This window comes from Marinobacter aromaticivorans (assembly GCF_002806975.1).
Classification (GTDB): Bacteria; Pseudomonadota; Gammaproteobacteria; order Pseudomonadales; family Oleiphilaceae; genus Marinobacter; species Marinobacter aromaticivorans.
This window is the reverse complement of sequence record NZ_NIHD01000006.1, coordinates 121,909-148,817: the sequence shown is the minus strand read 5'-3', so window position 1 is coordinate 148,817 and position 26,909 is coordinate 121,909. Positions and strand designations below refer to the sequence as shown.

Annotated in this window: 26 protein-coding genes and 1 tRNA gene; 16 read left to right on the top strand and 11 right to left on the bottom strand. The window is 54.9% G+C overall.

Annotated features, from left to right (window positions below):
- The first annotated feature begins 248 nt into the window (after positions 1 to 248).
- Positions 249 to 677 carry a TIGR01244 family sulfur transferase gene (locus CDH48_RS10675; protein WP_100688723.1) on the top strand — a complete coding sequence of 143 codons (429 nt, stop codon included), beginning with the start codon at positions 249 to 251 and terminating at the stop codon, positions 675 to 677.
- 40 nt (positions 678 to 717) lie between these two features.
- Positions 718 to 1,827 carry a ferrochelatase gene (gene hemH, locus CDH48_RS10670; RefSeq protein ID WP_100688722.1) on the top strand — a complete coding sequence of 370 codons (1,110 nt, stop codon included), beginning with the start codon at positions 718 to 720 and terminating at the stop codon, positions 1,825 to 1,827.
- Positions 1,828 to 1,843: 16 nt separating this feature from the next.
- On the opposite strand, the gene CDH48_RS10665 is transcribed toward hemH, so the two are convergent.
- Positions 1,844 to 2,059, bottom strand: a complete 216-nt coding sequence (locus CDH48_RS10665) for a hypothetical protein (protein ID WP_100688721.1) — start codon at positions 2,057 to 2,059, stop codon at positions 1,844 to 1,846.
- Between the two features lie 196 nt (positions 2,060 to 2,255).
- Positions 2,256 to 2,346: transfer RNA gene (locus tag CDH48_RS10660), tRNA-Ser, on the bottom strand.
- A gap of 290 nt (positions 2,347 to 2,636) precedes the next feature.
- Between CDH48_RS10660 and CDH48_RS10650 the strand changes: the two genes are divergently transcribed.
- The 5 genes from CDH48_RS10650 (at position 2,637) to CDH48_RS10630 (ending at position 4,891) form a co-directional block, all read left to right on the top strand.
- Positions 2,637 to 3,356: a Bax inhibitor-1/YccA family protein gene (locus tag CDH48_RS10650; protein ID WP_100688719.1), complete on the top strand. Its 720-nt coding sequence runs from the start codon at positions 2,637 to 2,639 to the stop codon at positions 3,354 to 3,356.
- Positions 3,357 to 3,459: 103 nt separating this feature from the next.
- Positions 3,460 to 3,876: a sulfurtransferase complex subunit TusD gene (gene tusD / locus CDH48_RS10645; RefSeq protein ID WP_100688718.1), complete on the top strand. Its 417-nt coding sequence runs from the start codon at positions 3,460 to 3,462 to the stop codon at positions 3,874 to 3,876.
- Between the two features lie 2 nt (positions 3,877 to 3,878).
- Complete coding sequence (locus CDH48_RS10640; protein WP_100688717.1) at positions 3,879 to 4,226, top strand: DsrE family protein; 348 nt, start codon at positions 3,879 to 3,881, stop codon at positions 4,224 to 4,226.
- 53 nt (positions 4,227 to 4,279) lie between these two features.
- On the top strand, positions 4,280 to 4,561 hold the full coding sequence (tusB, locus tag CDH48_RS10635) for a sulfurtransferase complex subunit TusB (RefSeq protein WP_100688716.1): 282 nt from the start codon (positions 4,280 to 4,282) through the stop codon (positions 4,559 to 4,561).
- A 3-nt stretch (positions 4,562 to 4,564) separates the two neighbouring features.
- Positions 4,565 to 4,891, top strand: a complete 327-nt coding sequence (locus tag CDH48_RS10630) for a TusE/DsrC/DsvC family sulfur relay protein (RefSeq protein WP_100688715.1) — start codon at positions 4,565 to 4,567, stop codon at positions 4,889 to 4,891.
- A gap of 44 nt (positions 4,892 to 4,935) precedes the next feature.
- Here the strand turns inward: CDH48_RS10630 and CDH48_RS10625 are convergent, their stop codons facing one another.
- The 3 genes from CDH48_RS10625 to nfuA all read right to left on the bottom strand — a co-directional run bounded on the left by CDH48_RS10625 (position 4,936) and on the right by nfuA (position 7,428).
- On the bottom strand, positions 4,936 to 5,355 hold the full coding sequence (locus CDH48_RS10625) for a hypothetical protein (RefSeq protein WP_227521049.1): 420 nt from the start codon (positions 5,353 to 5,355) through the stop codon (positions 4,936 to 4,938).
- Between the two features lie 86 nt (positions 5,356 to 5,441).
- Complete coding sequence (locus tag CDH48_RS10620; protein WP_188437742.1) at positions 5,442 to 6,641, bottom strand: hypothetical protein; 1,200 nt, start codon at positions 6,639 to 6,641, stop codon at positions 5,442 to 5,444.
- A 199-nt stretch (positions 6,642 to 6,840) separates the two neighbouring features.
- Positions 6,841 to 7,428: a Fe-S biogenesis protein NfuA gene (gene nfuA / locus CDH48_RS10615; protein ID WP_100688714.1), complete on the bottom strand. Its 588-nt coding sequence runs from the start codon at positions 7,426 to 7,428 to the stop codon at positions 6,841 to 6,843.
- Between the two features lie 263 nt (positions 7,429 to 7,691).
- Here nfuA and metH point away from each other — a divergent pair, with 263 nt between their 5' ends.
- The 4 genes from metH (at position 7,692) to CDH48_RS10595 (ending at position 14,219) form a co-directional block, all read left to right on the top strand.
- The gene (gene metH, locus CDH48_RS10610; RefSeq protein WP_100688713.1) at positions 7,692 to 11,390 is read left to right on the top strand and encodes a methionine synthase; all 3,699 of its coding nucleotides are present in this window, start codon (positions 7,692 to 7,694) and stop codon (positions 11,388 to 11,390) included.
- Positions 11,391 to 11,422: 32 nt separating this feature from the next.
- Positions 11,423 to 11,659, top strand: coding sequence for a DUF2970 domain-containing protein (locus CDH48_RS10605; RefSeq protein ID WP_100688712.1), 237 nt, complete (start codon positions 11,423 to 11,425; stop codon positions 11,657 to 11,659).
- 408 nt (positions 11,660 to 12,067) lie between these two features.
- Positions 12,068 to 13,720 carry a nitrite/sulfite reductase gene (locus CDH48_RS10600; protein ID WP_100688711.1) on the top strand — a complete coding sequence of 551 codons (1,653 nt, stop codon included), beginning with the start codon at positions 12,068 to 12,070 and terminating at the stop codon, positions 13,718 to 13,720.
- A complete protein-coding gene (locus tag CDH48_RS10595) occupies positions 13,713 to 14,219 on the top strand; it encodes a DUF934 domain-containing protein (protein ID WP_100688710.1) in 507 nt (168 codons plus the stop codon). Before CDH48_RS10600 ends, CDH48_RS10595 begins: the two co-directional genes overlap by 8 nt.
- Positions 14,220 to 14,363: 144 nt before the next feature.
- Here the strand turns inward: CDH48_RS10595 and CDH48_RS10590 are convergent, their stop codons facing one another.
- Together CDH48_RS10590 and sohB are read right to left on the bottom strand one after the other, a co-directional pair.
- On the bottom strand, positions 14,364 to 15,359 hold the full coding sequence (locus tag CDH48_RS10590; protein WP_100688709.1) for a YhdH/YhfP family quinone oxidoreductase: 996 nt from the start codon (positions 15,357 to 15,359) through the stop codon (positions 14,364 to 14,366).
- A 25-nt stretch (positions 15,360 to 15,384) separates the two neighbouring features.
- Positions 15,385 to 16,449 carry a protease SohB gene (gene sohB, locus CDH48_RS10585; protein ID WP_100688708.1) on the bottom strand — a complete coding sequence of 355 codons (1,065 nt, stop codon included), beginning with the start codon at positions 16,447 to 16,449 and terminating at the stop codon, positions 15,385 to 15,387.
- Positions 16,450 to 16,676: 227 nt separating this feature from the next.
- Here sohB and CDH48_RS10580 point away from each other — a divergent pair, with 227 nt between their 5' ends.
- Positions 16,677 to 16,991, top strand: coding sequence for an SCP2 sterol-binding domain-containing protein (locus CDH48_RS10580; RefSeq protein WP_100688707.1), 315 nt, complete (start codon positions 16,677 to 16,679; stop codon positions 16,989 to 16,991).
- Positions 16,992 to 17,100: 109 nt separating this feature from the next.
- Here the strand turns inward: CDH48_RS10580 and CDH48_RS10575 are convergent, their stop codons facing one another.
- The 4 genes from CDH48_RS10575 to CDH48_RS10560 all read right to left on the bottom strand — a co-directional run bounded on the left by CDH48_RS10575 (position 17,101) and on the right by CDH48_RS10560 (position 21,047).
- The gene (locus CDH48_RS10575) at positions 17,101 to 18,807 is read right to left on the bottom strand and encodes a chemotaxis protein (RefSeq protein WP_100688706.1); all 1,707 of its coding nucleotides are present in this window, start codon (positions 18,805 to 18,807) and stop codon (positions 17,101 to 17,103) included.
- A gap of 215 nt (positions 18,808 to 19,022) precedes the next feature.
- The gene (dnaQ, locus tag CDH48_RS10570) at positions 19,023 to 19,733 is read right to left on the bottom strand and encodes a DNA polymerase III subunit epsilon (RefSeq protein WP_100688827.1); all 711 of its coding nucleotides are present in this window, start codon (positions 19,731 to 19,733) and stop codon (positions 19,023 to 19,025) included.
- 32 nt (positions 19,734 to 19,765) lie between these two features.
- Positions 19,766 to 20,209: a ribonuclease HI gene (rnhA, locus tag CDH48_RS10565; RefSeq protein ID WP_100688705.1), complete on the bottom strand. Its 444-nt coding sequence runs from the start codon at positions 20,207 to 20,209 to the stop codon at positions 19,766 to 19,768.
- Positions 20,210 to 20,255: 46 nt separating this feature from the next.
- The gene (locus tag CDH48_RS10560) at positions 20,256 to 21,047 is read right to left on the bottom strand and encodes a class I SAM-dependent methyltransferase (RefSeq protein ID WP_100688704.1); all 792 of its coding nucleotides are present in this window, start codon (positions 21,045 to 21,047) and stop codon (positions 20,256 to 20,258) included.
- 123 nt (positions 21,048 to 21,170) lie between these two features.
- Between CDH48_RS10560 and gloB the strand changes: the two genes are divergently transcribed.
- The 4 genes from gloB to CDH48_RS10540 all read left to right on the top strand — a co-directional run bounded on the left by gloB (position 21,171) and on the right by CDH48_RS10540 (position 26,908).
- Positions 21,171 to 21,965, top strand: a complete 795-nt coding sequence (gene gloB, locus CDH48_RS10555; RefSeq protein ID WP_100688703.1) for a hydroxyacylglutathione hydrolase — start codon at positions 21,171 to 21,173, stop codon at positions 21,963 to 21,965.
- Between the two features lie 153 nt (positions 21,966 to 22,118).
- The gene (locus CDH48_RS10550) at positions 22,119 to 23,840 is read left to right on the top strand and encodes a lytic transglycosylase (protein WP_100688702.1); all 1,722 of its coding nucleotides are present in this window, start codon (positions 22,119 to 22,121) and stop codon (positions 23,838 to 23,840) included.
- A 122-nt stretch (positions 23,841 to 23,962) separates the two neighbouring features.
- Positions 23,963 to 25,807: an extracellular solute-binding protein gene (locus CDH48_RS10545; RefSeq protein WP_100688701.1), complete on the top strand. Its 1,845-nt coding sequence runs from the start codon at positions 23,963 to 23,965 to the stop codon at positions 25,805 to 25,807.
- Positions 25,808 to 25,822: 15 nt separating this feature from the next.
- Positions 25,823 to 26,908 (top strand): microcin C ABC transporter permease YejB, encoded by a 1,086-nt coding sequence (locus CDH48_RS10540; RefSeq protein WP_100688700.1) that lies wholly within the window; start codon positions 25,823 to 25,825, stop codon positions 26,906 to 26,908.
- Position 26,909 lies beyond the last annotated feature (1 nt).

Here is a 26,909-nt window from a genome sequence, read left to right as displayed (position 1 = left end):
TGAAAAAATGTTTTGAAACAGAGCCAACGCCGGCTTGAAGTGTTCAGAATATGATCAATACTTCCCTATACCGGAGTCCCTGCTGACGCCGGTTTGTCTGGAAGTCTTTCATGGATACTACTCGCACGCCTCTGCCCGGCATTCTCGCCGGGCTTTTTTTGCTCCCTTCTTTTGATAGTATCCCTCGCGCCGATACGCTTCTATGAGATGATGGCGTTGTTTTTACCGACCCCCGGAGACAAAACCCGATGGATATCCGAAAAATCGATGACACCATTTCCGTCGCACCCCAGATTACTTACGAAGATGTAGCGGAAGCGGCGCGACTGGGGTTCAGGACTCTGGTTGCCAACCGCCCGGATAAGGAAGAGTTCGGTCAGCCGGCGATGGCCGACATTGAGGCTGCGGCTCTGGAAAACGGACTGACCTGGATTTACATGCCCGTGCAATCGGGAAATGTGACTGACGAAGACGTGGACCGTTTCGGGGAAATGATCCGGGATTCCGAAAAACCCGTATTGGCCTTTTGCCGAAGCGGTACCCGTTGCACCGTACTCTGGGCATTAAATGCGGCCCGCACCACACCGGCCCGGGAAGTATTCAGTAAAGCCCGCAATGCCGGATACGACATCAGTGGCCTCGCCCCGAGAATGGAACAGCAATCCCGCAACCGGTAAGCTCGGTTTCGAACGACCAACTCGCAGGATCCACCCTCACATGCAATACAAAGGTTCAGAGAACTTCCGGCACAATCAGCCGGAACGCATTGGTGTGTTAGTCACCAACCTGGGTACGCCAGACGCTCCAACTCCTTCCGCTTTGCGACGTTACCTTGCGGAATTTCTCTCCGACCCGAGAGTCGTTGAACTGCCCCGCCCCCTGTGGTGGCTGATATTGCATGGCATTATTCTGCGCATCCGCCCCAAGCGCAGCGCAGCAGCCTATGCAGGCATCTGGCAACCGGAAGGCTCACCCTTGCTGATCCACACCGCAAAGCAGGCTGAAGGTATACAGGAGGCCCTTAAAAAGAAATACGGGCAAGATGTGGTGGTGGGTTTTGCCATGCGTTACGGCAATCCGTCCATATCACGGGTGCTTGACGAAATGCAGCACCAGGGCGTAAGAAAACTGGTAGTATTACCGCTCTATCCGCAGTATTCAGCTTCAACGTCGGCATCGACCTTCGATGCAGTTGCCAGGGACTTCTCAAAGCGCCGCTGGCTGCCCGACCTGCGTTTTATTTCCCATTACCCCGACTACCCGCCCTACATCGAAGCAATGGCCAGGCACATAGAGAACCACTGGGCTGACCATGGCCGCAATCAAAAGCTCGTTCTGTCGTACCACGGTGTGCCTCTGAAGTACCTGACCAAGGGGGATCCGTATCACTGCGAATGCCACAAGACTTCACGGCTCCTGGCGGAGCGCCTCGGGCTTGCAAAGGATGACTACATCACTACCTTCCAATCCCGCTTCGGCAAGGAAGAATGGCTCAAACCCTATACCGATGAAACACTCCAAGCACTGCCAGGCAAAGGCGTGAAGAGCGTTGATGTCTTCTGCCCGGGTTTTTCCTCTGACTGCCTGGAAACCGTGGAAGAGATTGATGAAGAAAATCGTGAGTATTTTATGGAAGCCGGCGGTGAAGGTTTCAGCTACATCACGGCCCTGAACGCAACGCCCGGGCACATAGAAGCTCTGGTGCAATTGATAGACGAAAACCTGAAGGGCTGGCGGTTACCAGACAACCGGCCTGAAACTCTGGCCGACCGTCAGAAACTGGCTGACGAACAAAAAAGCGCGGTCTACCCCGGTCGTAACCTTTAACATCATTTTCAATCATCTAATCGTTTTCTTTGGCGTTCTTGTCCGATTTGTTATCAGAAAGATCGGGCATAGCCTCGCAAAAGGTGCACTCATCGATGTCCACGCCCGCTCCACCCGCTTCGACATAGCGCACCTTGTGGCTTGCCTTGCCGCGATTGGTGGAAACAGCGAATTTTCGGTCACGGCGCTCAACGGCGTGGGTATCAGCCGTATTGCCCTTACCATCTGACATGATTGCCTCCAGATTCACAGTGCGCAAATGCACAATCTCACGTTATTACACAATGATTGGGTAGATCTGGCCGGTTTTAAACCCTGACACCTGAAAGAAAGTCTGGCTCGAAAGCCCGCAATGAACAATCAGCGGCAGCTTCGTTGGCGAGGTATTATCAAGAGAAAGGCGTAATCTACTGATTTGGCGAGAAAAATGGCGGTGGGCCAGGGATTCGAACCCCGGGACGGCTACAAACCGTCGGCGGTTTTCAAGACCGCTGCTTTAAGCCACTCAGCCAGCCCACCGTTTCAGTTCCGGATTATAATACTGAACCCGTTACTGATTTCACCGCTGCCTAGCGACAGCGATGTGCATGATACCGGAATTGCCTGTGCTGTCAACGCCCTGCATAAAACTCCAGGCATATTTCAATATTAACTGCATGTAATGGAATCCGGGAAGCAGTTTCATGTCGTAAATGATTGAAAGTTCAGATTTCGACATTATTATGGAGTGTAATTCCAGGTGATTGGCGCTCATCAGGCTCTGTGCCTGACGCCAACAACCAAACAAGCTGGATAAACCGGAGATCAGAATGCAAAACAGACAGTACAATGTTCAGCAGAACCGCAACGGCATGATTGCCCGTGGCTCGGCTACCGCACCCATAAGTGGGGCAGCCACCAAGGTTTTGCGCAACACTTACACCCTGCTCGCAATGACGTTGATGTTCAGTGCGATAATGGCAGGCGTATCCATGTCCATTGGTCTGAGCCAGGGTGCCAGCCTTGTATGCAGCCTCGGCGCCTTGGCGCTGATCTGGCTGGTGCTGCCACGTACAGCTAACAGCTCAGCCGGTATTGCAGTGGTATTTGCGTTCACCGGCCTGCTCGGTATGTCCCTCGGCCCCATTCTGCTCTACTACCTGCAGATGGCCAATGGCGGGCAGATCATCATGCAGGCCCTTGGCGGAACTGCACTCGTGTTCTTTGCCCTGTCCGGCTATGTTCTGACCACCAAAAAGGACTTCAGCTTCATGCGGGGCATGCTGGTAGCGGGCCTGGTTGTTGTTCTGGTTGCCGCTCTGGGCTCCATTGTGGCGTCCATGTTCGGTGTCGAGGTCACAGCATTCAGTCTGGCGATCAGCGCGGCCATCGTGTTCCTGATGTCCGGTTTCATTCTGTATGACACAAGCCGTATCGTGAACGGTGGTGAAACCAACTACATCATGGCAACCACTGGCCTGTACCTGAACATCTACAACCTGTTCGTGAGCCTGCTGCACCTGATTGGTGCCTTCTCCGGCCAGGATTAAACCGCGGCGCAGCAAGCGCCTGACCGTGAGCAGTCTGAAACCCCGGCCTTTGCCGGGGTTTTTGCTGTGGTAAACTAACCACCTTTGGAAAAGATCTCCAACCATGGCCGCTGATTCTTTGCACAATTTCACACTGGTGATCACCGGGGCACCCTATTCCTCCCAGGCTCCACAAACGGCTTTGTCGTTTGCGCGGGCGGCACTGGCAAAAGGTCATACACTGGACCGGGTATTCCTTTATGGTGATGGGGTTCATCTCGCCTCCGCACTCTGTGCACCTCCTTCGGACGAACCCCATTGGCCGGCACAATGGGCGGCCTTCCTGAAGGATAATGCGGTTCCCGGTGTCGCCTGCATTGCGTCTGCATTGCGCCGGGGGCTGGTAAATGACGCGGAACAGAAGCGCTATGAGCTTCCCGCCTGCAACCTCCTGGAGCCCTTCATGATCGCGGGGCTTGGTGAATGGGTTGAAGCCACTATGGCATCATCCAGGGTTATCTACTTTCATGCAGGAGCCTGAACGTGAGTACATTGATGGTTATTGACCAGCCCCCATACGGAACCTGGGCCGGTCGCGAAGCTCTCGATATGGCCTTTTCACTGGCTGCATTTGACCAGAGCGTAACCCTGTTGTTTACAGGCTCGGGGGTGAACTGGCTGCGGATGTCCCAGCAACCTGGGGGGGTTGAACAGAAATCGCTGGAAAAGAACCTTTCGGCAGCGCCGGTTTTTGGAGTTGAGGCAATCTACGCCGACGCGGCTGCCTGCGCCCGCTATGGGCTCACAGTGGAAAACATGATAGCCGGAGTTGCAATTGCAAGCAGTTCTGAACTGCTGCCAAAATATACCCACACTGCCTTTGCCGGATGATTCTCACCCACACCCTATCAATATCAATAAGGCCTGCCGGGCCGGAAACTGTTATGGCACCTATCAACACCTTACACATTCTGAATAAAGCGCCGGAGCATCCACGCTCGCTGGCCTGCATGAGTGTACTCCAATCCGGCGATGCACTGCTTCTTACTGAAAATGCGGTTCTGGCCCTTGCCGTGAACAGTATCGATCCCGGCGTTCCCGTGTTTGCGTTGGCTCCGGACCTTGCAGCCCGCGGCCTCGAGTCAGGTATTCAGGGCGCTTCCCTTGTAGATTATGCCGGCATGGTTGACCTCACCACCCATGCTCAAAAACTGATCAACTGGTGACCCATGACAAACCTGGTAATGCCTGCCAGAAATAATGAGGGTTTTCTGGAGAACCCGAACGACTGGACGCCCGACGCAGCCAAGATTATTGCACAGGATGATGGCATTTCGCTGACTGAAAACCACTGGGAAATCATTTACTTTCTGCGTTCTTTTTATAAAGAACATGAGATATCGCCGCCGTCGAACCGCCTGTTTGTAAAATCGGTGAAAGAGGCCCTGGGAGAAGACAGAGGCAATAGCATTTATCTTATGCAGCTGTTCCCTGGCACGCCGGCAAAAACCGCCTGCCGAATAGCCGGTCTCCCCAGGCCAACCAACTGTTTATAGATTGCAGCCACACTGCCAGAAACTGACGCCTGCAACGAAGGCCATTAGCGGCCTGGTGGTGTGTCGCTTCCCGGTCCCTTACTCCGGTTTTCTGGCGAGCCCTCATCTGCAGGCATGTCGGGCGCCTGTTTCCGGTACTTTTTGCGCTCCAGATCCGCAGCATCACCAAGCAGACTGCTCAGGCCATGCTCGAACAACCCGGAACCAAATTTGAGAAACTGGCGTGTGGACTCTTTTACGGTGCCGTCCCACGCACTTTCCGGCAGTTCACGTATCGTGTCAGCGATACCGGCTTTCACGCCAAGCGCTACCCGCGGTTCTATCTCTTCTGACACAGCAATAAGCTCCGCTACCTTGCGATCCAGGTAAGGCCGTATCACAAGCGCCCAGAAGCCCCAGAGAACCAGAAAAACGGCGGCGGTGGTAACCAGAAACTGCGTGACAAACATTGCCCAGGTAGGCATGGCGCCCTCCTATCGATAGTTTTAACCGTGCAAAATGTTCAACCGTGATGCGCGCTCGCATCCACTAACCGGCGCGCCTCTTCCGGTTACAGTGGCAGGTAAGTCAGTGCAAAAAACTGCACAGCGCCTGCCAACGCGCCGAACAGGCCGCCAACAAACATAAGCTGAACCTCCTCCTCACGAAAGGCAGGGCGAAGTATGTCCTGAAATTCCGCCGGCTGCAGTGCCTTCATCTGGCCGGACAGAACTTGCGCAACAACCGGCGCGCGCTCCCTGTTGAAGGCCGGGTCGCTGAACACATCCCGGGTTGCCATCAGCGCCTGCTGGTTCATGGCTTTCTTCAGCTCAGTGTAGCCGCTCATACCGACCGCCACCTGAGCACTGAGCTTCATCAGCAAAGAATTATCCAGCAAAGGCCTGAGGTGTTTCTGTATGATGGCGCGCGTGCGGTCGCCCCGGCTGCCATTAATCATGGCGTCTGCCACCTTCTCAACCGTGATCAGCTCTTCTGCCACAAGTTTTGCCCAGATATCGCTGATTTCCGGCTGACGCTGCAAAAACAGTCCCTGAATCTTCCAGAACAGGAAACGACGGGGTTTCAGAGGGGCAAAGATCAGGTTGATGGCGAGCCAGTTGGTAATAAAGCCAATTACGAAGCCGCCAAGGGGCAAGAGCCAGGGGGCCGGGTAGATTGACCAGACAGGTGCAAGAAAACACCCGAGAATGCCCCCAATGACCGCTCCGCGATTAATCACGGATCTGAGCTCGACGGCACCTGCCTGTTTGAATATCCGGTTCATCAGGTCGGGATGATGTTTCAGCTCCCGGCTTAGCAGAGCTTTCAGGTCGACCAGCTCATCAAGATCATCGCCAAAGTCGTCAACAAGGTCTTCAATCCGCGCCGGCAACTGTTCCCGCGCCCACTGGTAAATCCGTCTGCGCAAAAAAAGCGGCAGATTGTCCCAAAGCACTGGCTGTATGTCGTACATCACCTCATCGATATACTCATCCAGTCTTGGCGTTACCTGGGAAATCACCTGCTCGATAATGCGCTGGGGTTCCAGCTTTTGGTAGACCGCGTTCAGATCGCCGAACTGCTGAAGGGTCCGGTCGATACAAATATGGGCCATTTTTTCCGATTTGCGGGGAATAACGCCCTGCCAGCCGATGGCACCAACACCAATAAACTGCACCGGATAAAAAGACATCTGAATGGCGAGCCAGTTGGTAAACCAGCCGACCACGGCAGCCATGATGGGCACGGACAGAAGTGCAGCGTCAAACAAGTGGAACCCCGGTTGTACAAGTGCGGGCAGAAATACCGCAGATTATGTCATGGTCAGGCGGACACGCCAGTCACTGCCGCCTTGTTTGTGCACCAGATCATGCGACAGCCGGGGTTCTGTCGCATTGGCCGAACCGCCACCATTCAGGTGCAGGCAGGACAGCATCAATACCGGTGATACCAACCTGCACAAACGGTTGTTACTGATAATAGGCGTTCTCGGTCTGCGTATGATCCGTCACATCCCGGACACTCGTTATTTCCGGCACTCTGTCCTTGAGGGTCTTTTCTACACCCTGTTTCAACGTGAGGCTGACAGCTGAACAGCCCTGGCAGCCACCACCAAAGCGCAACACGGCAACAGATTCGTCAACAATCTCAACCAGTGACACGTCACCACCATGCGCCGCCAGGTTAGGATTGATTTCCGATGCCAGCACATAATTTACGCGGTCCGGCAGAGGCGCGTTTTCATCAACGTTGGGAACCTTGGCATTCGGAGCCTTGATGGTGAGCTGGCCCCCCATCTGGTCTTTCGAGTAATCCACGTACGCTTCTTCCAGGAAGGGTACGGAATTGTGGTCCAGATAGAGCGTGAATTTTTCGAGATCTATCTGCTCATCCGTAGGAACAATCTCGTTGGGAGGGCAGTACGCCAGGCACGTCTCGGCATTTTTCGTTCCCGGCTGGGTTACGAAAATTCGCACGCCCATGCCTTCCACATCCTGCTTTTCGATAAGTTGCGCAAGATAATCCCGTGCGGGATCTGTCACAGTAACCAATGCCATGTTTTCAACCCGTTGGTAAGTTTGGTTTCATTTTAAGGGAGTTCGCGGCAACATGAAAGACCAAGTAAATTGGTCGGTCTTTAAACAGGTAGTGAGTTTCCCCTACCTCGGGTTCTCTTCACGGGTTTTATGCCGGGCAGTTTGAAACTTGACGCAAGTGAAGAATAACTGTGAACGGAACTACGACTGGCCACCGCATTTTGCTATGATCCCGCGCCACTGGGACAAATACGCCGTTAATAACGACATCCGGAATACTGACTATGACAGATCGCAGCACTCGTCTGGAACAACTTCACAAAGCCCTGCAAGAACGAATTGTGATTCTTGATGGCGCCATGGGAACCATGATCCAGAACCAGAAACTCGATGAGCAGGCGTTCCGTGGTGACCGGTTTGCAGACTACGATCGGGAGGTTCAGGGTAACAACGATCTGCTCAACCTGACGCAACCTGCGCTTCTGCGCAATATTCATGCAGATTATCTGGATGCTGGCGCAGATATTATTGAAACCAACACCTTTAACTCTACCCGGCTGTCCCAGGCCGATTACGGGCTTGAAGAAATAGCCAAAGAGCTGAACGTGGCAGCGGCAAAAATTGCCCGGCAAGTCGCCGACGAATTTACTGCCAAGAATCCTGCCAAGCCGCGGTTTGTAGCCGGTGCCGTGGGGCCTACCTCGCGCACGGCTTCCCTGTCACCGGATGTGAACAACCCCGGCTTCCGGAACGTCGACTTCCAGACGTTGGCAGACAACTATTACGAATCAGTGGCAGGCCTGGTGGAAGGCGGTTGCGACATCATCCTGATCGAAACCATCTTCGACACCCTGAATGCAAAGGCTGCCATTTACGCTACCCAGCAGTATTTTGAAGACAGCGGCATCGAACTGCCGATTATGATCTCCGGCACCATCACGGATGCTTCCGGTCGTACCCTGTCTGGCCAGACAACCGAAGCCTTCTGGAACTCAGTGGCCCACTCCCGGCCCCTCTCTGTGGGCCTGAACTGTGCCCTGGGTGCCGATGCGCTACGCCCCTATGTCGAAGAACTCGCTGGCAAGGCCGAAACTTACGTGAGCGCCCATCCGAACGCCGGCCTGCCAAACGAATTCGGGGAATACGATCAGACGCCCGAGGAAATGGCCGAAATCATCGAAGGTTTTGCCCGTGACGGTTTTCTCAACATTATCGGGGGCTGCTGTGGTTCCCGCCCCGATCACATCGAGGCGGTGGCCAGGGCTGTATCCAAATACCCGCCCCGCAAGATTCCCGATCGCCCGAAAGCCCTGAGACTGTCCGGCCTTGAGCCCTTTACCGGTGATGAGAATACCCTGTTTATCAACGTGGGTGAGCGCACCAACGTGACCGGTTCCAAGCGGTTTTTGCGCCTGATCAAAGAGGAGCAGTACGAGGAAGCACTGAGCGTAGCCCGCGATCAGGTTGAAAACGGCGCCCAGATTATCGATATCAACATGGACGAAGGCATGCTCGATTCCAAAGAGGTGATGGTCACCTTCTTGAATCTGGTTGCCTCCGAGCCGGACATTTCCCGCGTGCCCCTCATGATCGATTCGTCCAAATGGGACGTGATCGAGGCAGGCCTGCGCTGCATTCAAGGCAAGGCAGTGGTGAACTCAATCAGCCTGAAAGAAGGCGAGGAAGAGTTCATCAAGCGGGCACGGGACTGCATGCGCTATGGCGCTGCCGTTGTGGTTATGGCGTTTGATGAACAGGGGCAGGCGGATACCTACGAACGCAAGACCGAGATCTGCAAACGCTCTTACGAAGTTTTGACCGGCATTGGCTTCAACCCGGCGGACATTATTTTTGACCCGAACATCTTCGCCATTGCCACCGGCATTGAAGAACACAACAACTACGCTGTGGACTTTATAAACGCCACCCGCTGGATACGCGAGAATCTGCCCCACGCGTCAGTCTCCGGCGGCGTTAGCAACGTGTCTTTCTCCTTCCGCGGCAACGATGTGGTGCGTGAGGCCATCCATTCGGTGTTCCTGTACCACGCCATCAAAGCCGGCATGAATATGGGCATTGTAAACCCGGGCCAACTGGTGATTTACGATGAGATTGACCCGGAACTGAAGGAACTGGTTGAGGACGTGGTACTGAACCGCCGCGAAGACTCCACCGATCGCCTGCTGGAAATTGCCGAGCGCTACAAAGGCAAAGGTGGCAAAACCCAGGAAGAAGATCTCGCCTGGCGCGAATGGCCGGTCGTCAAGCGGCTGGAACACTCCCTGGTCAAGGGCATCACCAACTTTATCATTGAAGATACCGAGGAATGCCGCCAGCAGGCCGAGCGCCCGATCCACGTTATCGAAGGCCCGCTGATGGATGGCATGAACGTGGTCGGCGACCTGTTTGGCGACGGCAAGATGTTCCTGCCCCAGGTAGTGAAAAGCGCAAGGGTAATGAAGCAGGCCGTTGCCCACCTTATCCCGTATATCGAGGCCGAAAAGTCCGAAGACCAGCAAGCCAAGGGTAAAATCCTGATGGCTACGGTGAAGGGCGATGTACACGATATCGGCAAGAACATTGTGGGCGTGGTTCTGCAATGCAATAACTACGAGGTCATTGACCTGGGCGTCATGGTGCCCTGTGACAAAATCCTTGCCGCAGCCAAAGAGCACAATGTTGATATCATCGGCCTGAGCGGCCTGATTACGCCGTCACTGGATGAAATGGTGCACGTGGCCCGCGAGATGCAGCGCCTGGACTTCCACCTGCCGTTAATGATTGGCGGTGCAACCACCTCCAAAGCCCACACTGCGGTAAAAATAGAGCCCCACTATAAGAATGACATTGCGCTTTACGTTTCGGATGCCTCCCGGTGCGTTAACGTGGCCTCGCAGCTACTCAGCAAAACCGCAAAGCCGGAACTGGTAGATAACGCCCGCAAGGAGTACGACACTATCCGCGAGCGCCGCAAACAACGGGGGGATCGCACCAAACTGGTTAGCCTGGCTGAAGCCCGGGCCCGGGCCCCGCAGATCAATTTTGACAACTATGTACCACCGAAACCTGCATTCACGGGTACACGGGTATTTGAAGACTATGATCTGAGCGAACTGGAGCCCTACATCGACTGGACCCCGTTCTTTATTTCCTGGGACATAGCCGGCAAGTACCCGCAGGTGTTTGATGACCCCAAACGGGGTGAAGCTGCTCGCCACCTGTTTGACGATGCGCAGGTTATTCTTCGCAAAATGATTGATGAAAAGCGCATAAGTGCGAAAGGCGTAATAGGTTTCTGGCCTGCGCACCGCCGCGGCGATGACATTGTTGTGTACACGGATGAAACCTGTAGCGAAGAACTGACTGTCCTGCATCACTTGCGTCAGCAAGACGACAAAGCACCGAACAAACCCATGATGGCGCTTTCCGATTTTGTAACCGAAGAAGGCTCGGAACACTGCGACTATGTTGGTGGCTTTGCAGTAACCACCGGCATAGGTGCAGAAGAAATGTCGATGGAATACAAAAACGCCAACGACGATTACAACGCAATCATGGTAAAAGCCCTGGCCGATCGCCTGGCCGAAGCCTTTGCAGAGCGCATGCATGAGCGGGTACGCAAGGAATTCTGGGGCTACAACAGCGACGAACAGCTATCCAATGAAGAACTGATCAAGGAACGCTATCACGGTATCCGCCCGGCACCCGGCTACCCGGCCTGCCCCGACCATACCGAGAAAGCGACATTGTTCAAACTGCTGGACGCCACCGCCCAGACAGGCATCGAAATTACCGAGCATTTTGCGATGTTCCCGACGGCGGCGGTTTCTGGCTGGTATTTTTCCCACCCTGAATCGAAGTTTTTTGCAGTGGGCAAAATTGGCGTAGACCAGGTTGAGGACTATGCTGAGCGTAAAGGTCTTTCCAAAGCCGAAGCGGAAAGGTGGCTGGCACCCAGCCTCGCCTACGACCCGGCGGAGTAGAGGCCGTACTTACACGCAATCAGGAAGGTTTTATGGCAAGCACGCCAGAGGCAGAGAAGAGCAAAAACAACAAACCCCGGGGCCCGGGCGTTCTGAAAGTCATGCAAAGTGTGGCTGCGGGCGCCTTGGGCGTCCAATCCAACAAACGCCAGCAAGAAGACTTCGGAAGCCACAGCCCGCTGCCGTATATCATCGGTGCCCTGCTCTTTACAGGTGTTTTTATTGGCACTCTCGTTCTGATTGTGCAGGCGGTTTTATCCGGCCAGTAAGAACTACTGGCCGGAAACCCAAACCACTGCAAACATGACAACCAGCGAAATGATTACCACCGCAGCTATGGCGTCTGCCCGGCTGTCTGACTGCATCATCTTTTTCATTACCTGCTCCATTGTGCTTCTTGTTTCAACTCGGCTCGGTACGCCTTTCATAAGTAAAGCGAGCCACGATCAGACCCGCTCCTACCAGTAAAGCAGCAAATTGACATTCGTCCAGCCCGAAGGGGCCGCCTTATCGCCTGAATCGATAAACATATCTTGAAATAATCATTTCTAGAATAAAAAACCACTGTTATCCTTCGTTTCAGATATAAGGCCCCGGTTTTCGGGCACACCCAGTGGCCTGTATGCCGGGCCGTCCGGGGCATGCCGTAACCACGTTATTATCCAGGACTTTCCTTTATGTACGTATACGATGAACACGATCGGCAAATGGTGGCCGAGCGGGTTGCACAATTCCGGGATCAGACCCAGCGGGCCCTTGCAGGAGAGCTGGCCGAAGATGAATTTCTGCCCCTGCGCCTTCAGAACGGTCTATACGTGCAGCGGCTGGCACCCATGCTGCGCATCTGTGTGCCTTACGGCATGCTGCGCTCTGTACAACTACGGCGTCTGGCCCGAATTACCCGCGATTACGACAAAGGCTACGCTCACTTTACAACCCGCCAGAATGTGCAGCTGAACTGGCCTGCCCTGGAAGACGTGCCGGACATTCTGGCTGAACTGGCTGAGGTGGAAATGCACGCCAACCAGACCAGCGGTAACTGCATAAGGAACACCACAACCGACCAGTTTGCCGGAGTGCAGTCGGACGAGATCACCGACCCCCGGCCCTACTGCGAAATCATTCGCCAGTGGTCGACTTTTCATCCGGAATTCGCTTTTTTGCCAAGGAAATTCAAAGTCGCGGTCAATGCCTCCGAGCAAACCGATCGTGCTGCCATACGGTTACACGACATAGGCCTGCAGATTGTGCGCAATGATGCCGGTGACCTGGGCTTTCGCGTACATGTTGGCGGAGGGCTTGGGCGAACACCCATGGTGGCACCGGTTATCCGGGAGTTTTTGCCGGAACTCGATCTGCTTACCTACCTTGAAGCCATTCTCAGGGTGTATAACCGTTACGGTCGCCGGGACAATAAATTCAAAGCCCGCATAAAGATCCTGGTAAAAGCCCTGACCCCGCAGGGTTTTGCCGAGAAAGTCGAAGCCGAGTGGGCTCACATCAGGGATTCCCCCACCCGCCTGACACCGGAAGCCATCCAGCGCATCCAGGCCTACTTCACGGAGCCCGCCTATGGGGAGCTTGATAACGCGAGCGACCTGCTTGCTCAGCAGCGATTTGAAAATCGTGCGTTTGATCAGTGGCTCCAACACAACGTGGATACCCATAAAAAGCCCGGTTACGCAATTGTGTCACTGACCATGAAGAAAACCGGAACCCCGCCGGGAGACGTAACCGACAAACAGCTTGAGCAAATTGCAGACCTGGCGGATGAGTTCAGTTTTGGCGAAGTGCGGGTAACCCATCAGCAGAACGTGGTACTGGCGGATGTGCGCCAGGATCGTTTGCTCGAATTATGGCAACTGCTTGGCCCCATGGGCTTTGGTACCGCGAACCTGAACACCCTGACGGATATTATCTGCTGCCCCGGCGGCGATTTTTGCGCGCTGGCTAACGCAAAATCCATTCCGGTTGCGGAGGCGATCCAGCGCCGCTTCGACAATCTGGATTTCCTGTACGACCTTGGCGAAATCAACCTGAATATCTCCGGCTGCATGAATGCTTGTGGTCATCACCACGTTGGCAGCATTGGTGTACTGGGCGTTGATAAAAAAGGCCAGGAATTCTACCAGATCAGCCTCGGAGGCTCCTCACAACACGATGCCAGTATTGGGAAAATACTGGGGCCGTCGTTCGCCAGGGATGAGATGCCGGATGTGATTGCCAAAATAATTGATGTGTATGTAAACAAACGCACGGCGGAGGAAACCTTTCTGGACACTTATCGCCGTGTTGGAATCGACCCTTTCAAGGAGCGGGTTTATGCCTGATATCATTTTCCGGGATGGCACGGTACACCAGAATCAGTGGGTTGTGGTTCCTCGCCCCGACGCGGGGGAATCATTGGATATTCCTGAAAATCGGCGTGCATTGATTCCGGCTGATTTGTGGCTGGCCGGTCGTGAGCACTTTGTGGGCAAAGCCCATATCGGTGTATGGTTTGATAGCCACGATGAACCGGAAATTCTGGCCGGGCATGTGAATGAATTGCCAGTGATTGCGGTTAATTTTCCGAAATTCAGTGATGGCCGCGGTTACAGCATTGCCCGGTTGTTGCGGGAGCGGTTTGGCTATGATAATGAGTTGCGCGCGATTGGTGATGTCCTGCTGGATCAGCTGCAGTTCATGAAGCGTTGCGGCTTTGACACCTACGAGCTGCGGCCCGACAAGGATATTCGCAAGGCCGCGGGAGCTCTGAACTTTTTCAGCCAGGGGTACCAGGCTGCCACGGATACGGATTTGCCTTTATTCAGGCGCAGGGCGTCTTAGCTCTTTAGCCCGGAGCAAGCTGCCGGAAGCGGGCGGGTGGTCAAAACACGCTGTGAATACGTCCATGTACGCTTGGCTCCGCCATCCATGGCTCCGCACAGTTTTGACCACCCGCCCGCTTCCGGCAGCCCCAGGTTCAGAGGCTTATCGACTATGCTCCAGAATAATTTTCCCTGCTGACTGCCCCTTCAGAAAGGCCTGCAAGGCATCACCGAGATCAGCTCTGCCAATCCGTCTGACAGACGCTTCTGCCTTGTCGCATTTCCAGTCACCCGCAAACTTTTTCCATACAGCTTCTTTCTCGTCCAGCGGGATTTCAACGGAATCCACACCCAGCAGGTTTACACCCCGCAGGATGAACGGAAGAACCGTAGTCTGCAGCTGCGGGCCCGCAACCAGGCCGCAGCAGGAGACAGAGCCGCCGGGCTTGATCTGTTTTAACAATTCAGCGAGGGGTGAACCACCCACTGTGTCCACCGCGTTGGCGAAGACCGGCTTGAGCATGGGTTTCTTTTCTTCAGCCAGTGCATCGCGGCCGACCACCTCCCTGGCACCCAGTTCCCTGAGGCTGTCCGCATGATCGGCTTTACCGCTGATGGCGACCACATCGAAGCCGAGCTTTGACAGCAACTCCACGGCAACGCTTCCTACCGAACCGGAGGCACCCGAGACGGCAACCTTGCCCTGCTCTGGCCTCGCCCCCATGGTCAGCAGCTTTTGCACACACAGGCCCGCTGTAAGGCCGGCTGTGCCGTAGGTCATGGCTGTTTCAGCATCCCAGCCTCTGGGCATGGGCACGCACCAGGCAGACGGCACGCGGATGTATTCGCCAAATCCCCCGTCGGTGTTCATGCCCAGATCGTAGCCGGTCACGATCACCTGGCTGCCAACTGCGGGGGTTCCCGTCGCAGACTCAATCACCTCACCGGCAGCGTCGATTCCCGGAGTGTGGGGAAAAGAACGGGTGACCCCCTTGTTACCGGAGGCTGAAAGCGCGTCTTTGTAGTTCAGGGATGAATGGCTGACCCTGATCAGCACTTCGCCCTCTGGAAGATCCTTTATATCAAGCGTCTGTTCTGTACCTTTATAGTCGCCATCCTGTTCTTCTACACGCCAGGCTTTGAATTGGGTATCGCTCATGATGATCTTCCCCGTGTGGTGTCAGCTATTGGATTTTCTGGTTGCGGAAAGCACTCAGAACTTTCCATACCGTGTGCTCAAGTGCTGCGCTGGTTGCCAGCCCGAGTTTCTCGGGCAAGGTTCGTTTGCGCTGGAACGATACAGAGACTACGTCTGCCCTGTCGCAGGCTTCAATGAGATATTCGTCTGACGTTTTGATCTCATCAATCAGCTTTACCTCGAGTGCCCGTTTGCCGAACCAGATATCTCCAGTCGCCACGGCTGAGATGTCCAGATCAGGGCGGCGCTCACTAACGTAGTCTTTGAACAGAACGTGGGTATCTTCCAGATCTTCGAGGAATTTCTGGCGGCCCTTTTCAGTGTTTTCACCAAATATGGTCAGGGTGCGCTTGTGTTCACCCGCTGTAAGCACCTCAAAGTCCACATTGTTTTTCTTGAGCAGGCGATGGAAATTGGGTAATTGCGCCACTACGCCAATTGATCCAAGGATAGCAAAGGGTGATGCAACGATGCGGTCTGCCACACAAGCCATCATGTAACCGCCGCTTGCAGCCACTTTATCCACACAGGCGGTCAGGTGGATGCCCTTGCTACGAATGCGATCGAGCTGCGCGGCGGCCAGACCATAGGCATGCACAAGCCCGCCAGCACTTTCCAGCCGGATGACCACCTCATCCTTGCCCGGTTCGGCTACGCTCAGTACCGCGGAAATAGCGCGACGAAGCGGATCTGTGTCACTGGCCTTGATGTCGCCGTCGAAATCCAGCACGTAAACCCTTGCCGGAGCATCTTCCGAGTTGTCTGCCCCTGTTTTCTTCGCTTTATCGGCTTTTTTCCCGGCTTTTTCCTTTTTCTTCTTGTTCTTGTTCCAGGCTTTTCGCTCCTGATCCGACATCAGCCGGGCCTGAATGGTGTCTCGCAGTTTGCGATATTTTTCATTCAGTTTGAGAACCTTGAGCTCTCCTTCGTCTTCGTGATCACCCCGTTCTTTCTGCGTAGCGGAGACAATCATGGATATCACCGCCACTGCCGCAACAACAAAGGTGACGACTTTCGCTAAGAACAAACCGTATTCCGTCAGAAACTCCAAATCGCTTCTCCAGCCAGTTAAGCAAGCACGAAGTGTAACTTACCGAATCTTTGGTGATAAGCGGAGCAAAAAAATTAAAACAAGCGTTCGATCGAGCTTGACAGTGATTAAAACTCACCATAAAGTCGAGTGGCGAAGTCGGCTCTACCCGGCTGCCGTAAAGGCTCGCAAAGCCAGGCACTTAAAGCCGTCACCATGACAAGACATCCACCAAAAAGGGTAAAACAATGTCTGTAGACCAAATCTTTGAAAAACTCGAACAGAATTTCAACGCAGACGCAGCTCAGGGCCTGGATCTGGTATTCCAGTTTGATATCGAGGATGACAAGACCCGTCACATAGTGATCAAGGACGGAACCTGCAAGGTACATGAAGGCCCGCACGAAGACCCTTCCGTAACACTGATTATGAACACCGAAACCCTGCAAGGCATTGTCTCCGGTGAAACAGACGGCATGCAGGCATTCATGGCCGGGCAGTTGCGCGCCGAAGGCGACATGATGCTGGCAACCAAGCTCGGTGAGCTGTTCAACATGGGCTGATAGCCCCCCTGTTGCGACCGCAAATACCGAGTTCACAAAAAACCCGCGCCGAGCGCGGGTTTTTTGTGACCTGAAGCATTATCAACAGGCATATTTAAAGCAAACAGGATTACAGACCTACATCATCCAGTGATGTCTCAGCCAGCCGGAGCAGATCAGGATTGCTCTCCTCATGCTTGCCGATACTTTCAATATAGTATTCGAGTGACGTCAGAGCGTCCGCCAGCGCTTCCAGCACCTGGGCTTCGGGCGCTTCACGGGTATCAAGCAGGCGCTCCTGTATAGAGGCAGCAACCCGCTCGAGTACGCGGGCGGCAGCGGGATCGTTCACCATCCGGAGACCACCCCAGATGCTGTGCAAAGTCGCAGGCAGGTTGGCGAGGTGCAGTTTATCGTAATCGGATTCCACAAAAGCCGTTATGGCACGTTTTGCGAGGGTCAGCGCGCTGCGGGCTTCATCCGCCACTACATAAGTCGCTTCCTGAAGGTAGATGGATTCCTCATGGCCGCGCTCACTGCCGCCTAGGGAGTCGGTTTCCGCCGTTATACCCCGCGTGACAATCTGCATAACCGCATCTTCAATACCCAGTACCGAATCGGCGAGCCGGAACAACTCCTCTTCACCCGGCAACCGGGATTCAGCCTCCCATGCGCGAAGCTTTCTGGCTTCTTCGCGGGCAATCGTTGCCAGACGGTTGAGGTCCAGCATAACCAGTGTATTGGCAAGGCGCTCCAGAGCATCTGAAATTGAGGAAAGCTCTGCCAGATCCGGCTCTATGCCGCGCTCGATGATGTCGAGCTTGTCCTTCAACTGGTTGAGCTCATCCTGCAGGGCCTCGGAAAGGGATTTGAGCACATCTGTGCCCGGGCCATACAAACGCCGTGCGTGAGCCTCAAGAATGGAATCCGGAAATTCGGCAGGCGTCAGATTGAAGGCAGAAAGCACGCGAGTCACCTCGGGATTCCCGGAGCCACTGCGGTACAGGAGATATACAAGATCACGAATGAGCGAATCGGGAGCATCTTTGGCGGTTGCGACCTTGCCGACGTACACCATTTCCCGTGCGTACTTTTCGATTCGCATGAACATGCGCTTTCGGGCCTTGGTGAAAGGCATGGCACGATCAAGCATTGTGTCTGCAACGATCGCAACGAGACACCACATCTGCCCCATGGGTGCGCCCTGGCACAACCGCACAAAACCCCTTGCCGCACGCCCTGTAAGCTTCTGGCTAACCACCGGATTACGATCGCGCAGAATACCCAGTAAGGCTACCTGCAACGTCAGGCGCATGCGCCGGGCAAAGATTTCGTACTCCGCCTCATTGCCTTCAAAAGGCTGGAATGACAGGCCTTCACAAAAATCCGGGTGCTCTTTTACATCGGCCTCAAAAAAACAGGACTCCGGGTACGGCTTCTCGCGCCGGGCCTCCCGCAGTTCGTTAATGACGGGCAACAACAGTTCGGGGTGATCGGCACGCTGCTGATGATAATATTCAACATAACGGCGAAGGATAAACAGTGCGTTATTCAGCGTGGTAAGCAGAATGTTCTTGTCGTCGTTTGCGCCGACCGGAACATCGTTGGCCATGGCCACCGCTTCCTGGCATAGCAGCGTGCCACCGCGGAGTTCCACCAGAATGAAAATGCCGCGGAGTTGATTCAGGAAATCCAGACAGTTCTGCAGATCCTCCCCGCTTTCGCGGTTTTCCTGAAAGCGTTCGAGACTGGATTCTGCCTGCTTGATGGTCTGCTCTATTTCACTTTTGACCAGATCAAACGACTGCGATTTCGTCGCCAGAGACGATTGAACCATAAACGCTTCCTGTTAATCTGCGGAGACTACCGCACCGTCAAGTGAACTATGGCCTGCCACGGATCCCGCCAGACCTTTTTATTATGAGCCGGATCAACCCCTCCCGACCAAAGCGCGCGACCGAAAAACTGGCGAACTTATCATTACTTATAACATAAAACTCAAGTACCTCAACAAAGCTGGAATGTAACAATTAGTACAGGCAGACACAGTTCTCATTCTGCCCCTTCAAGATTGCTCCAAACGGTTCCACCCGCTTTCTTTTCCAGCGCTGACATGAATGCCTCATGGGCCTCTTTTTCCGCATCGGTAGCCCGGATAACAGGCAGCTCTGGCCTGTCTGGCCCCAGCCTGCGGATGCCTCCGTTGACGCCGCCGTTTTCCGACCCCGCATCCAGCGACAGGGCTGTCTGCCCCCCCGTAAGCAGCAGGTACACATCTGCCAGGATTTCAGCATCCAGCAAGGCGCCGTGCAGCTCCCGGTTGCTGTTATCGACACCGTAGCGCTTGCACAAGGCGTCCAGATTATTTTTCTGCCCCGGGTGCTTTGCCCGCGCTATCGCAAGGGAATCGACGACACCGCAGTGGTCCGCGGTTTTACGAACAGGTTTGAGCCGGGCGAACTCGGAATCCATAAAACCCACGTCAAATGCTGCGTTATGGATAACCAGCTCGGCGCCTTTTATGAACTCGAAAAACTCATCGGCAATCTCCGCGAACTTCGGTTTGTCCGCAAGGAATTCGTTGGTTATCCCGTGGATGGTTATGGCTTCCGCTTCCACTTCCCGTTCGGGGTTAATGTAAACGTGATAGTTTCGGCCGGTAAGCTGCCGCTCCACCATCTCTACGCAACCGATTTCAATAATCCGATGCCCTTCTGCCGGATCAATACCCGTTGTTTCCGTATCCAGTACAATCTGTCTCATAAATTCCACACCAATTCAGTTCAGGGGTCGTTTCAGTTACCTGTCTGCTCTTCAACCCCCTTGTTTGCCAGCTCGTCTGCCAGTTCGTTATCGGGAATGCCGGCATGGCCCTTTACCCAGTGCCAGTTAACTTTGTGTTTTCTGGTTTCCGCATCAAGCTCTCGCCACAGGTCATCATTTTTTACCGGCTTTTTCGCGGATGTTTTCCAACCATTGCGTTTCCAGCCAGACATCCATTCCGTAATACCTTTACGCACGTACTGGGAGTCCGTGTACAGATCAACCTCACAGTCCCGCTTGAGAGCCTTCAGCCCCTGGATTGCCGCCATCAACTCCATGCGATTATTCGTGGTGTGATGCTCCCCGCCATACATTGTTTTGACAGCATCGCCGTATCGGAGCACTACGCCCCAGCCACCGCGCCCCGGGTTACCTTTACAGGCTCCGTCGGTATATAAAATCACCTTTCGGGTCATTCAGACTCCTGTATTCATGCCGGCATCCTGGCCCGTCAAAGGCCATTCAGGCACAGGGATGGTTCCGGCTGTGTGAAGGGCAGTTCCTGGATGCGCCAACTGTAGTGGTTCCCGGCAGGCCCATAACCTTGCTTTTGCGCCAACCATTGGCCCGCGGGATCCGGGCGCAAACCCGTTTTTTGGCAAGGATACAGTAATAGGCACCAACTGGCAGGAACCCATAACCGGACAGGCGGTCGCCAAGCTGACCGGATGTATTGCGGCCACTGCGTTGCAAAGGCAAACGGAAAAAGCGGGTCACAGATTCCTCAACCTGGAAGTCCAGCAAATGGAGCCAGTCCTCCATACGCCCGCGCAGAAGAAAGCGCCCGCCCCAGGCGCCTGCGTGCGACCGTGACAAAAACCTGCGCAGCCCCCAGGTACTGACAGGATTGAACCCTATGAGAGCGATGGTTCCTTCCCCCTTCAGAACCCGGGCGGCTTCCCTGAGAACCTGGTGGGGATACGGCGAAAAGTCGGCGGTATGGTGCAGCACAACCAGATCCATGGAATAACCGGGAAACGGCAATTCGTCTGAGTCACACACAACAACACCGTCTGGTATATCCGCAAAGCATCGGGGGGTGGTCATTATTCTCTGGGAAAAATCTGTACCATTGGCAAGAGGAAGCCGGTGGCTGACGCTTACCTGCAGCTGCCTTGCCCCGGTCAGGCTCGCAAGGCGCTCATCAAGAAAATTGCGCTGATCTGCCAGCAAAGCCCTCCCCAGGGGCGTCTGGAACCAGCCCTCAAAGCTCTCGTTCCGGGCTGGGTAATCAATGTTCCGGCTATTTCTCACACTGCCTGTACTCCCGCATTATAATGAACCCGAAAAACCTTGCTGATTCCGGGGTTGTTGGGACCGCGGACATAATGCTCTATCATATCAGCCACACTTGCCAAGCACATACGGGGACATATGATGCTCACCATCTCTGCCATCCCGGCGTTCAGCGATAATTACATCTGGTGTCTTGCAGATCCTGACACCCGTAAGGCCCTGATTGTAGACCCGGGTGAAGCCCGGCCGGTACAGGAGCATCTCTCCCGGCACGGGCTCACGCTGGACACCATTCTTGTTACCCATCATCACCCCGATCATGTCGGCGGTATCAAAACCCTGGTACAGGAGAATCCCGACTGCCGCGTAACCGGGCCCGCGGAGTCTCCTTTCAAAGGCAGTACCAACAGGGTGCATCCCGGAGACGAAGTGGTCTGGGAAGGTGTTACTTTTCAAGTGATGAGTGTACCCGGCCATACCCTTGATCACATTGCCTATTTCACCGACACCAGAATCGACGGGCGCCCGGTTCTGTTTTGCGGCGACACTCTGTTTGTATGTGGCTGTGGCCGTTTGTTTGAGGGCACTCCGGGCCAGATGCTGCAATCCCTGAAATCCATCAGGGAGCTCCCGGGCGCTACCGCTGTATATTGTGCACACGAATATACCCTGGCTAACCTGCGCTTCGCCCGGAGCTGGTTGCCCGACGACACCAAGCTTGAAGCTTTCGAGCGTCAGTGCAAGGAAAAACGAGCCGCAGGCAAGCCGACCGTGCCATCGATTCTGGAAGATGAAAAACAGCTTAATCCGTTTTTACGATGGGACGATCCTGCCGTGGTAGCGGTCGCGAAGCAGTATTGTACCGAGCAGGGCCTGCCGGGAGACTCCGACAGTGCAATCTTTGCAGCCATACGCCACGGCAAGGACAATTTCTGACCGGGTAACAATTCCTCTCATCGTCGTAACGAGAGGTTTCTTGACCACCGGAAACGGGCTCCCATAGAATCGCTTAAACTTTTGCGCGTAACTTATTAAATATGCCGGGTTTTCAGACATGAGCCCGTTATTAGCCAGAGCCGGGGAACGACTATTATGGCCAAACGATTGCCCATGCTGTTTGTCATTGGTGCCTTGGCAGGTGGCTGCAGTGCCCTTGATCTGTCAACAGACAAAGCGCCCCAAAGCCCCCTCGATTCCGAACAGGTCACCCTTGCCGCCGGCGACGAGGGACTGAAGGCATCCGTGGAGTCAGGGCAGGACAGCGATGCAGTACGTGACGAGCCCCTGGACGACGCCATGGCTCCTGAACTCAAAGCCACAGCGCGGGAAGCCCGGGAAAAACTTGATAACCCTGAAAAGAAAACAGCAGGCACCCGCACGGAACAGGCCGATGTGCAGGCCGACATGTGGGATCGCCTGCGGGCGGGCTTCGCGCTTGATCACAACGTGGATAACAAGAGAGTCAGGGCCCAGCTGGACTGGTATGCCCGGCACCCGGGCTATATCAACAGGGTGGTCGAGCGCGGCACCCGTTATCTGTACCACATCATTAACGAAACAGAAAAGCGTGGCCTGCCCACGGAATTTGCGTTACTACCCATTGTTGAAAGTGCGTTTGATCCTTTTGCATACTCCCACGGACGGGCTGCCGGCCTGTGGCAGTTCATTCCGTCGACCGGCAAGTATTTCGGCCTCACCCAAAGCTGGTGGCACGATGACCGGAGGGATGTCATTGCCGCCACAGATGCAGCCCTCACCTATCTGGACCGTCTCGCCAACCGTTTTGGAGGCGATTACACCCTGGCGCTCGCCGCCTATAACAGTGGTGGCGGCACCGTTTCCAGCGCTCTGCGCCGTAACCGCGAAAGCAATAAGCCACAGGACTTCTGGTCACTGCAGTTGCCGCGGGAAACCCGGCATTACGTACCCAAGCTGATTGCTCTGGCGAAAATATTTGATAACCCTGAAGCCTATGGCATTGAACTTCCCACCCTGAAAGACGAGCCCTACTTCGATATTGTTGAAACCGGCGGGCAACTGGATCTGGCCCAGGCGGCTGAGCTTTCCGGCGTTGATATAGAAGAGATATATCTGCTCAATCCTTCCTATAATCGCTGGGCGACGTCACCCGACGGCCCGCACCGCCTGCTGGTGCCGCACCAGAATGCGGAGGCGTTCCGCACCGCTCTGGCCAATATTCCGGCCAGCAAACGCGTCTCATGGCGCAATTACGTGGTCAAGTCCGGCGACAGCCTGAACACAATTTCCCGCAGGTTTTCTACCACACCCGCGGTACTGCAGCAGGTCAATAACCTCAACAGCGATCTCATCCGCATCGGTCAACGGCTGATGATTCCCTCTGCCTCCAAAACGTCCGATGCCTATGCGTTGAGCGCCGCCAAGCGACTTGAGCGCAAACAATCCAGAAAGCGGGACGGCAACAAACTACGCTACACGGTGCGACGTGGCGACACCTTCTGGGACATCGCCCGCGAGCATCGGGTGTCTGTGCGAGAGGTCGCGGGCTGGAATGGCATGGCGCCCGGTGACCCGCTTATCCCCGGCAAGGAACTGGTGATCTGGTCCAACACCGCACAACCCACCCTCGCATCGGCCGACGGCACCCGTGGCAAAGCCATGGTGCGGAAAGTGGGGTACCGGGTGCGCAAAGGCGATTCTCTGGCGCTCATAGCCAACCGTTTTTCGGTAAATGTGCGGGACATCGCGAGCTGGAACAATCTGAATACCTCCCGTTATCTGCAACCGGGGCAAAGTCTGGTACTCTACGTCGACATCCGGAACAGCCCCTAATATTCAATCAGTCGCGGAACCGGAACTTTCAGTAACTACAAGAATCATAAAAACTTTACGGATATGAGCGCCGGGCAGGATGCCCGGTCAGCCGGCCTGAAACTCCAGAACGTGCGAGACCCATGACAAGATTCTTTACCGCCCCACGCCTGACAGCACTGTTTTCACTTCTGGCCTTTCTGGCCTCCCCTGTTTCCCTGCATGCCAAGGAGCCAGCCACAACAGGCTCGGATGGACGGGCTGCGCAACCGGTTCGTGGTATAGCTATGCACGGCGAGCCCAAGTATCCCAGGGGGTTCAGCCACTTCGGCTACGTCAACCCGGAGGCCCCGAAAGGTGGCACTCTTAAAATGGCGGTGGTGGCTAACGGTTTTGATTCTTTCAACCCTTTCGATATCCGGGGTGTCGCAGCAGCCGGCATCGGCAATTACCTCTACGACACACTGCTTGAAGCTTCCGCGGATGAGCCGTTCTCTATGTATGGGCTGATAGCGGAGTCCCTCGAGACACCGGAGGACCGCAGTTACGTTGTGTTCAACCTGAGGCCGGCAGCCCGCTTTCAGGATGGCGAACCTATCACTGCAGAAGACGTGAAGTTTTCCTTTGAAACCCTTACCACCAAGGGCCATCCGTTTTACCGGAATTACTATGCAGGTGTCAGCAGCGTAACGATCGAGAATCCGCACCGGATCCGGTTTGATTTTCACCAAAGCAGCAATCGTGAACTGCCGCTGATTCTGGGGCAGATGCCTATTCTGCCTGCCCATTACTGGAAAGACCGCGAGTTCGGCAAGAATGGTCTGACTCCGCCGGTAGGCAGTGGTGCCTACCGGATCGGAAGCTTTGAGGCGGGCCGCTCTGTTGTCTATGAGCGCCTCGATGACTACTGGGCAAAGGATCTTGCCGTACGCAAAGGCCGGTTCAATTTTGATCGCATTCGCTACGATTACTACACCGACGACACGGTTGCACTGGAGGCGTTCAAGGCCGGCAACTTTGACTTCAGGGTAGAATCCTCCGCGAAAAACTGGGCCACCGCCTACACTGGCGACAAGTTCGATAACGGCCTGATTATTACAGAGGCCATTGAACACCACCGCCCCACGGGCATGCAGGGCTTCGTATTCAATACGCGAAAAGAGGTTTTCAGCGACCCGAGAGTGCGGGAGGCACTGACTTACGCCTTTGATTTCGAATGGACGAACAAAAACCTGTTCTACGGCCAGTATACACGCACCGACAGTTACTTCGAGAACAGTGAACTGGCCTCCTCCGGCTTGCCCTCCGGTCGTGAACTGGAGATCCTGGAACAATACCGGGAACAGCTGGACGAAGACATATTCACTAAACCCTTCGAAGTACCCTCCACTGAAGGCAAACAAGGTCTCAGACAAAACCTGCGCACAGCGATGGAACTGCTGCGCTCGGCAGGTTACGAAATCCGCAACGGGAAAATGGTACACGCGGCAACAGGCAAGCCTCTGGAATTCGAGATTCTGCTGTTTCAGAAAACCTTTGAGCGAGTTGTACTGCCGTTCAAAAACAACCTCGGGCGCCTCGGTATCGACGTATCCGTGCGCCTTGTGGACAGCAATCAGTACATACAGCGGGTGCGTGAATTCGACTACGACATGATCACCCAGGGTATCGGACAGTCGGATTCCCCCGGCAACGAGCAGCGGGAGTACTGGCATTCCTCCACCGTCGATGTCAATGGTTCACGCAACTATGCCGGCGTGAGTGACCCCGTTGTGGATGAACTGGTGAGCCTTGTTATCCAGGCGCCAGATCGGGAAGAACTGGTGCAGCGCACACGTGCCCTGGACAGGGTGCTGCTTCACGGGCATTACGTGGTACCGCACTGGCACCTGGCCAAAGACCGCGTTGCCTACTGGAACCATCTGAAACACCCGGACACCACACCCAAAAACGGTACTGACCTCGACAACTGGTGGGCCGAGCCCTGAGGAAACAGCCGCTAAATGGGCATTTACATACTCCGGCGCCTGGCGCTGATTATCCCCACACTGATCGGCATCATGCTGCTCAACTTCGTGATCGTTCAGGCCGCCCCGGGCGGGCCGGTTGAGCAACTGATTGCGGAAATGGAAGGCCACGGCAGCAGCGCCCTGGCTCGCGCATCTGGCGGTGACACAGGGGCAGAAGTGTCCGCCGCCTCCGGCGACCGGCGCGGTTCCCGGGGCATTCCCGACGAAATGCTCCGTGAAATTGAAGTGATGTATGGCTTTGATAAACCGGCACACGAGCGTTTTTTCAAAATGCTTAAAGACTACGCCACGTTCAACTTCGGCGATTCTTTCTTCCGGGAGAAGAGTGTTACCGACCTGATTCTGGACAAAATGCCCGTCTCCATCTCCCTCGGGCTCTGGTCTACGCTGATTATCTACCTGATCTCCATTCCTCTGGGTATTCGCAAAGCGGTTTCCGACGGCTCCCGTTTTGACGTCTGGAGCAGTTCCGCCATTGTGGTCGGCTACGCCATTCCGGGCTTTCTGTTTGCTATTCTGCTGATTGTTCTGTTCGCCGGGGGCAGCTACTTCGACTGGTTTCCGCTGCGTGGGCTCACCTCCTCCAATTTCGATCAGCTCAACTGGTATCAGAAAATCGCAGACTATTTCTGGCACCTGGCACTGCCGGTGACCGCTAACGTGATCGGGGGCTTTGCCACGCTTACCCTGCTTACCAAGAATTCCTTCCTGGATGAGATCGGCAAACACTACGTGGTGACCGCCCGCGCCAAAGGGCTGGACGAAAAGCAGGTTCTCTATGGCCATGTATTCCGCAATGCCATGCTGATTGTGATTGCCAGCCTGCCCGGGGTTCTGGTTTCCCTGTTCTTTACGGGGTCTCTGCTTATCGAGGTAATTTTCTCACTGGATGGCCTCGGGCTGCTGGGTTTTGAAGCGGCGCTGAACCGGGATTACCCCGTTATTTTCGGCACACTGTTCATTTTTACCCTGATGGGGCTAGTTCTGAAGCTGATTTCCGACATCACCTACGTGCTGGTGGATCCGCGTATCGACTTTGAAAGCCGGGAGGGTGCGTAAG

Bases quoted from the DNA above. Each gene is read 5' to 3' on its own strand.
- CDH48_RS10675 (WP_100688723.1), top strand. From the start codon at position 249: ATGGATATCCGAAAAATCGATGACACCATTTCCGTCGCACCCCAGATT.
- hemH (WP_100688722.1), top strand. From the start codon at position 718: ATGCAATACAAAGGTTCAGAGAACTTCCGGCACAATCAGCCGGAACGC.
- CDH48_RS10665 (WP_100688721.1), bottom strand. From the start codon at position 2,059: ATGTCAGATGGTAAGGGCAATACGGCTGATACCCACGCCGTTGAGCGC.
- CDH48_RS10650 (WP_100688719.1), top strand. From the start codon at position 2,637: ATGCAAAACAGACAGTACAATGTTCAGCAGAACCGCAACGGCATGATT.
- tusD (WP_100688718.1), top strand. From the start codon at position 3,460: ATGGCCGCTGATTCTTTGCACAATTTCACACTGGTGATCACCGGGGCA.
- tusB (WP_100688716.1), top strand. From the start codon at position 4,280: ATGGCACCTATCAACACCTTACACATTCTGAATAAAGCGCCGGAGCAT.
- CDH48_RS10630 (WP_100688715.1), top strand. From the start codon at position 4,565: ATGACAAACCTGGTAATGCCTGCCAGAAATAATGAGGGTTTTCTGGAG.
- CDH48_RS10625 (WP_227521049.1), bottom strand. From the start codon at position 5,355: ATGCCTACCTGGGCAATGTTTGTCACGCAGTTTCTGGTTACCACCGCC.
- nfuA (WP_100688714.1), bottom strand. From the start codon at position 7,428: ATGGCATTGGTTACTGTGACAGATCCCGCACGGGATTATCTTGCGCAA.
- metH (WP_100688713.1), top strand. From the start codon at position 7,692: ATGACAGATCGCAGCACTCGTCTGGAACAACTTCACAAAGCCCTGCAA.
- CDH48_RS10605 (WP_100688712.1), top strand. From the start codon at position 11,423: ATGGCAAGCACGCCAGAGGCAGAGAAGAGCAAAAACAACAAACCCCGG.
- CDH48_RS10600 (WP_100688711.1), top strand. From the start codon at position 12,068: ATGTACGTATACGATGAACACGATCGGCAAATGGTGGCCGAGCGGGTT.
- CDH48_RS10595 (WP_100688710.1), top strand. From the start codon at position 13,713: ATGCCTGATATCATTTTCCGGGATGGCACGGTACACCAGAATCAGTGG.
- CDH48_RS10590 (WP_100688709.1), bottom strand. From the start codon at position 15,359: ATGAGCGATACCCAATTCAAAGCCTGGCGTGTAGAAGAACAGGATGGC.
- CDH48_RS10580 (WP_100688707.1), top strand. From the start codon at position 16,677: ATGTCTGTAGACCAAATCTTTGAAAAACTCGAACAGAATTTCAACGCA.
- CDH48_RS10575 (WP_100688706.1), bottom strand. From the start codon at position 18,807: ATGGTTCAATCGTCTCTGGCGACGAAATCGCAGTCGTTTGATCTGGTC.
- dnaQ (WP_100688827.1), bottom strand. From the start codon at position 19,733: ATGAGACAGATTGTACTGGATACGGAAACAACGGGTATTGATCCGGCA.
- rnhA (WP_100688705.1), bottom strand. From the start codon at position 20,209: ATGACCCGAAAGGTGATTTTATATACCGACGGAGCCTGTAAAGGTAAC.
- gloB (WP_100688703.1), top strand. From the start codon at position 21,171: ATGCTCACCATCTCTGCCATCCCGGCGTTCAGCGATAATTACATCTGG.
- CDH48_RS10545 (WP_100688701.1), top strand. From the start codon at position 23,963: ATGACAAGATTCTTTACCGCCCCACGCCTGACAGCACTGTTTTCACTT.
- CDH48_RS10540 (WP_100688700.1), top strand. From the start codon at position 25,823: ATGGGCATTTACATACTCCGGCGCCTGGCGCTGATTATCCCCACACTG.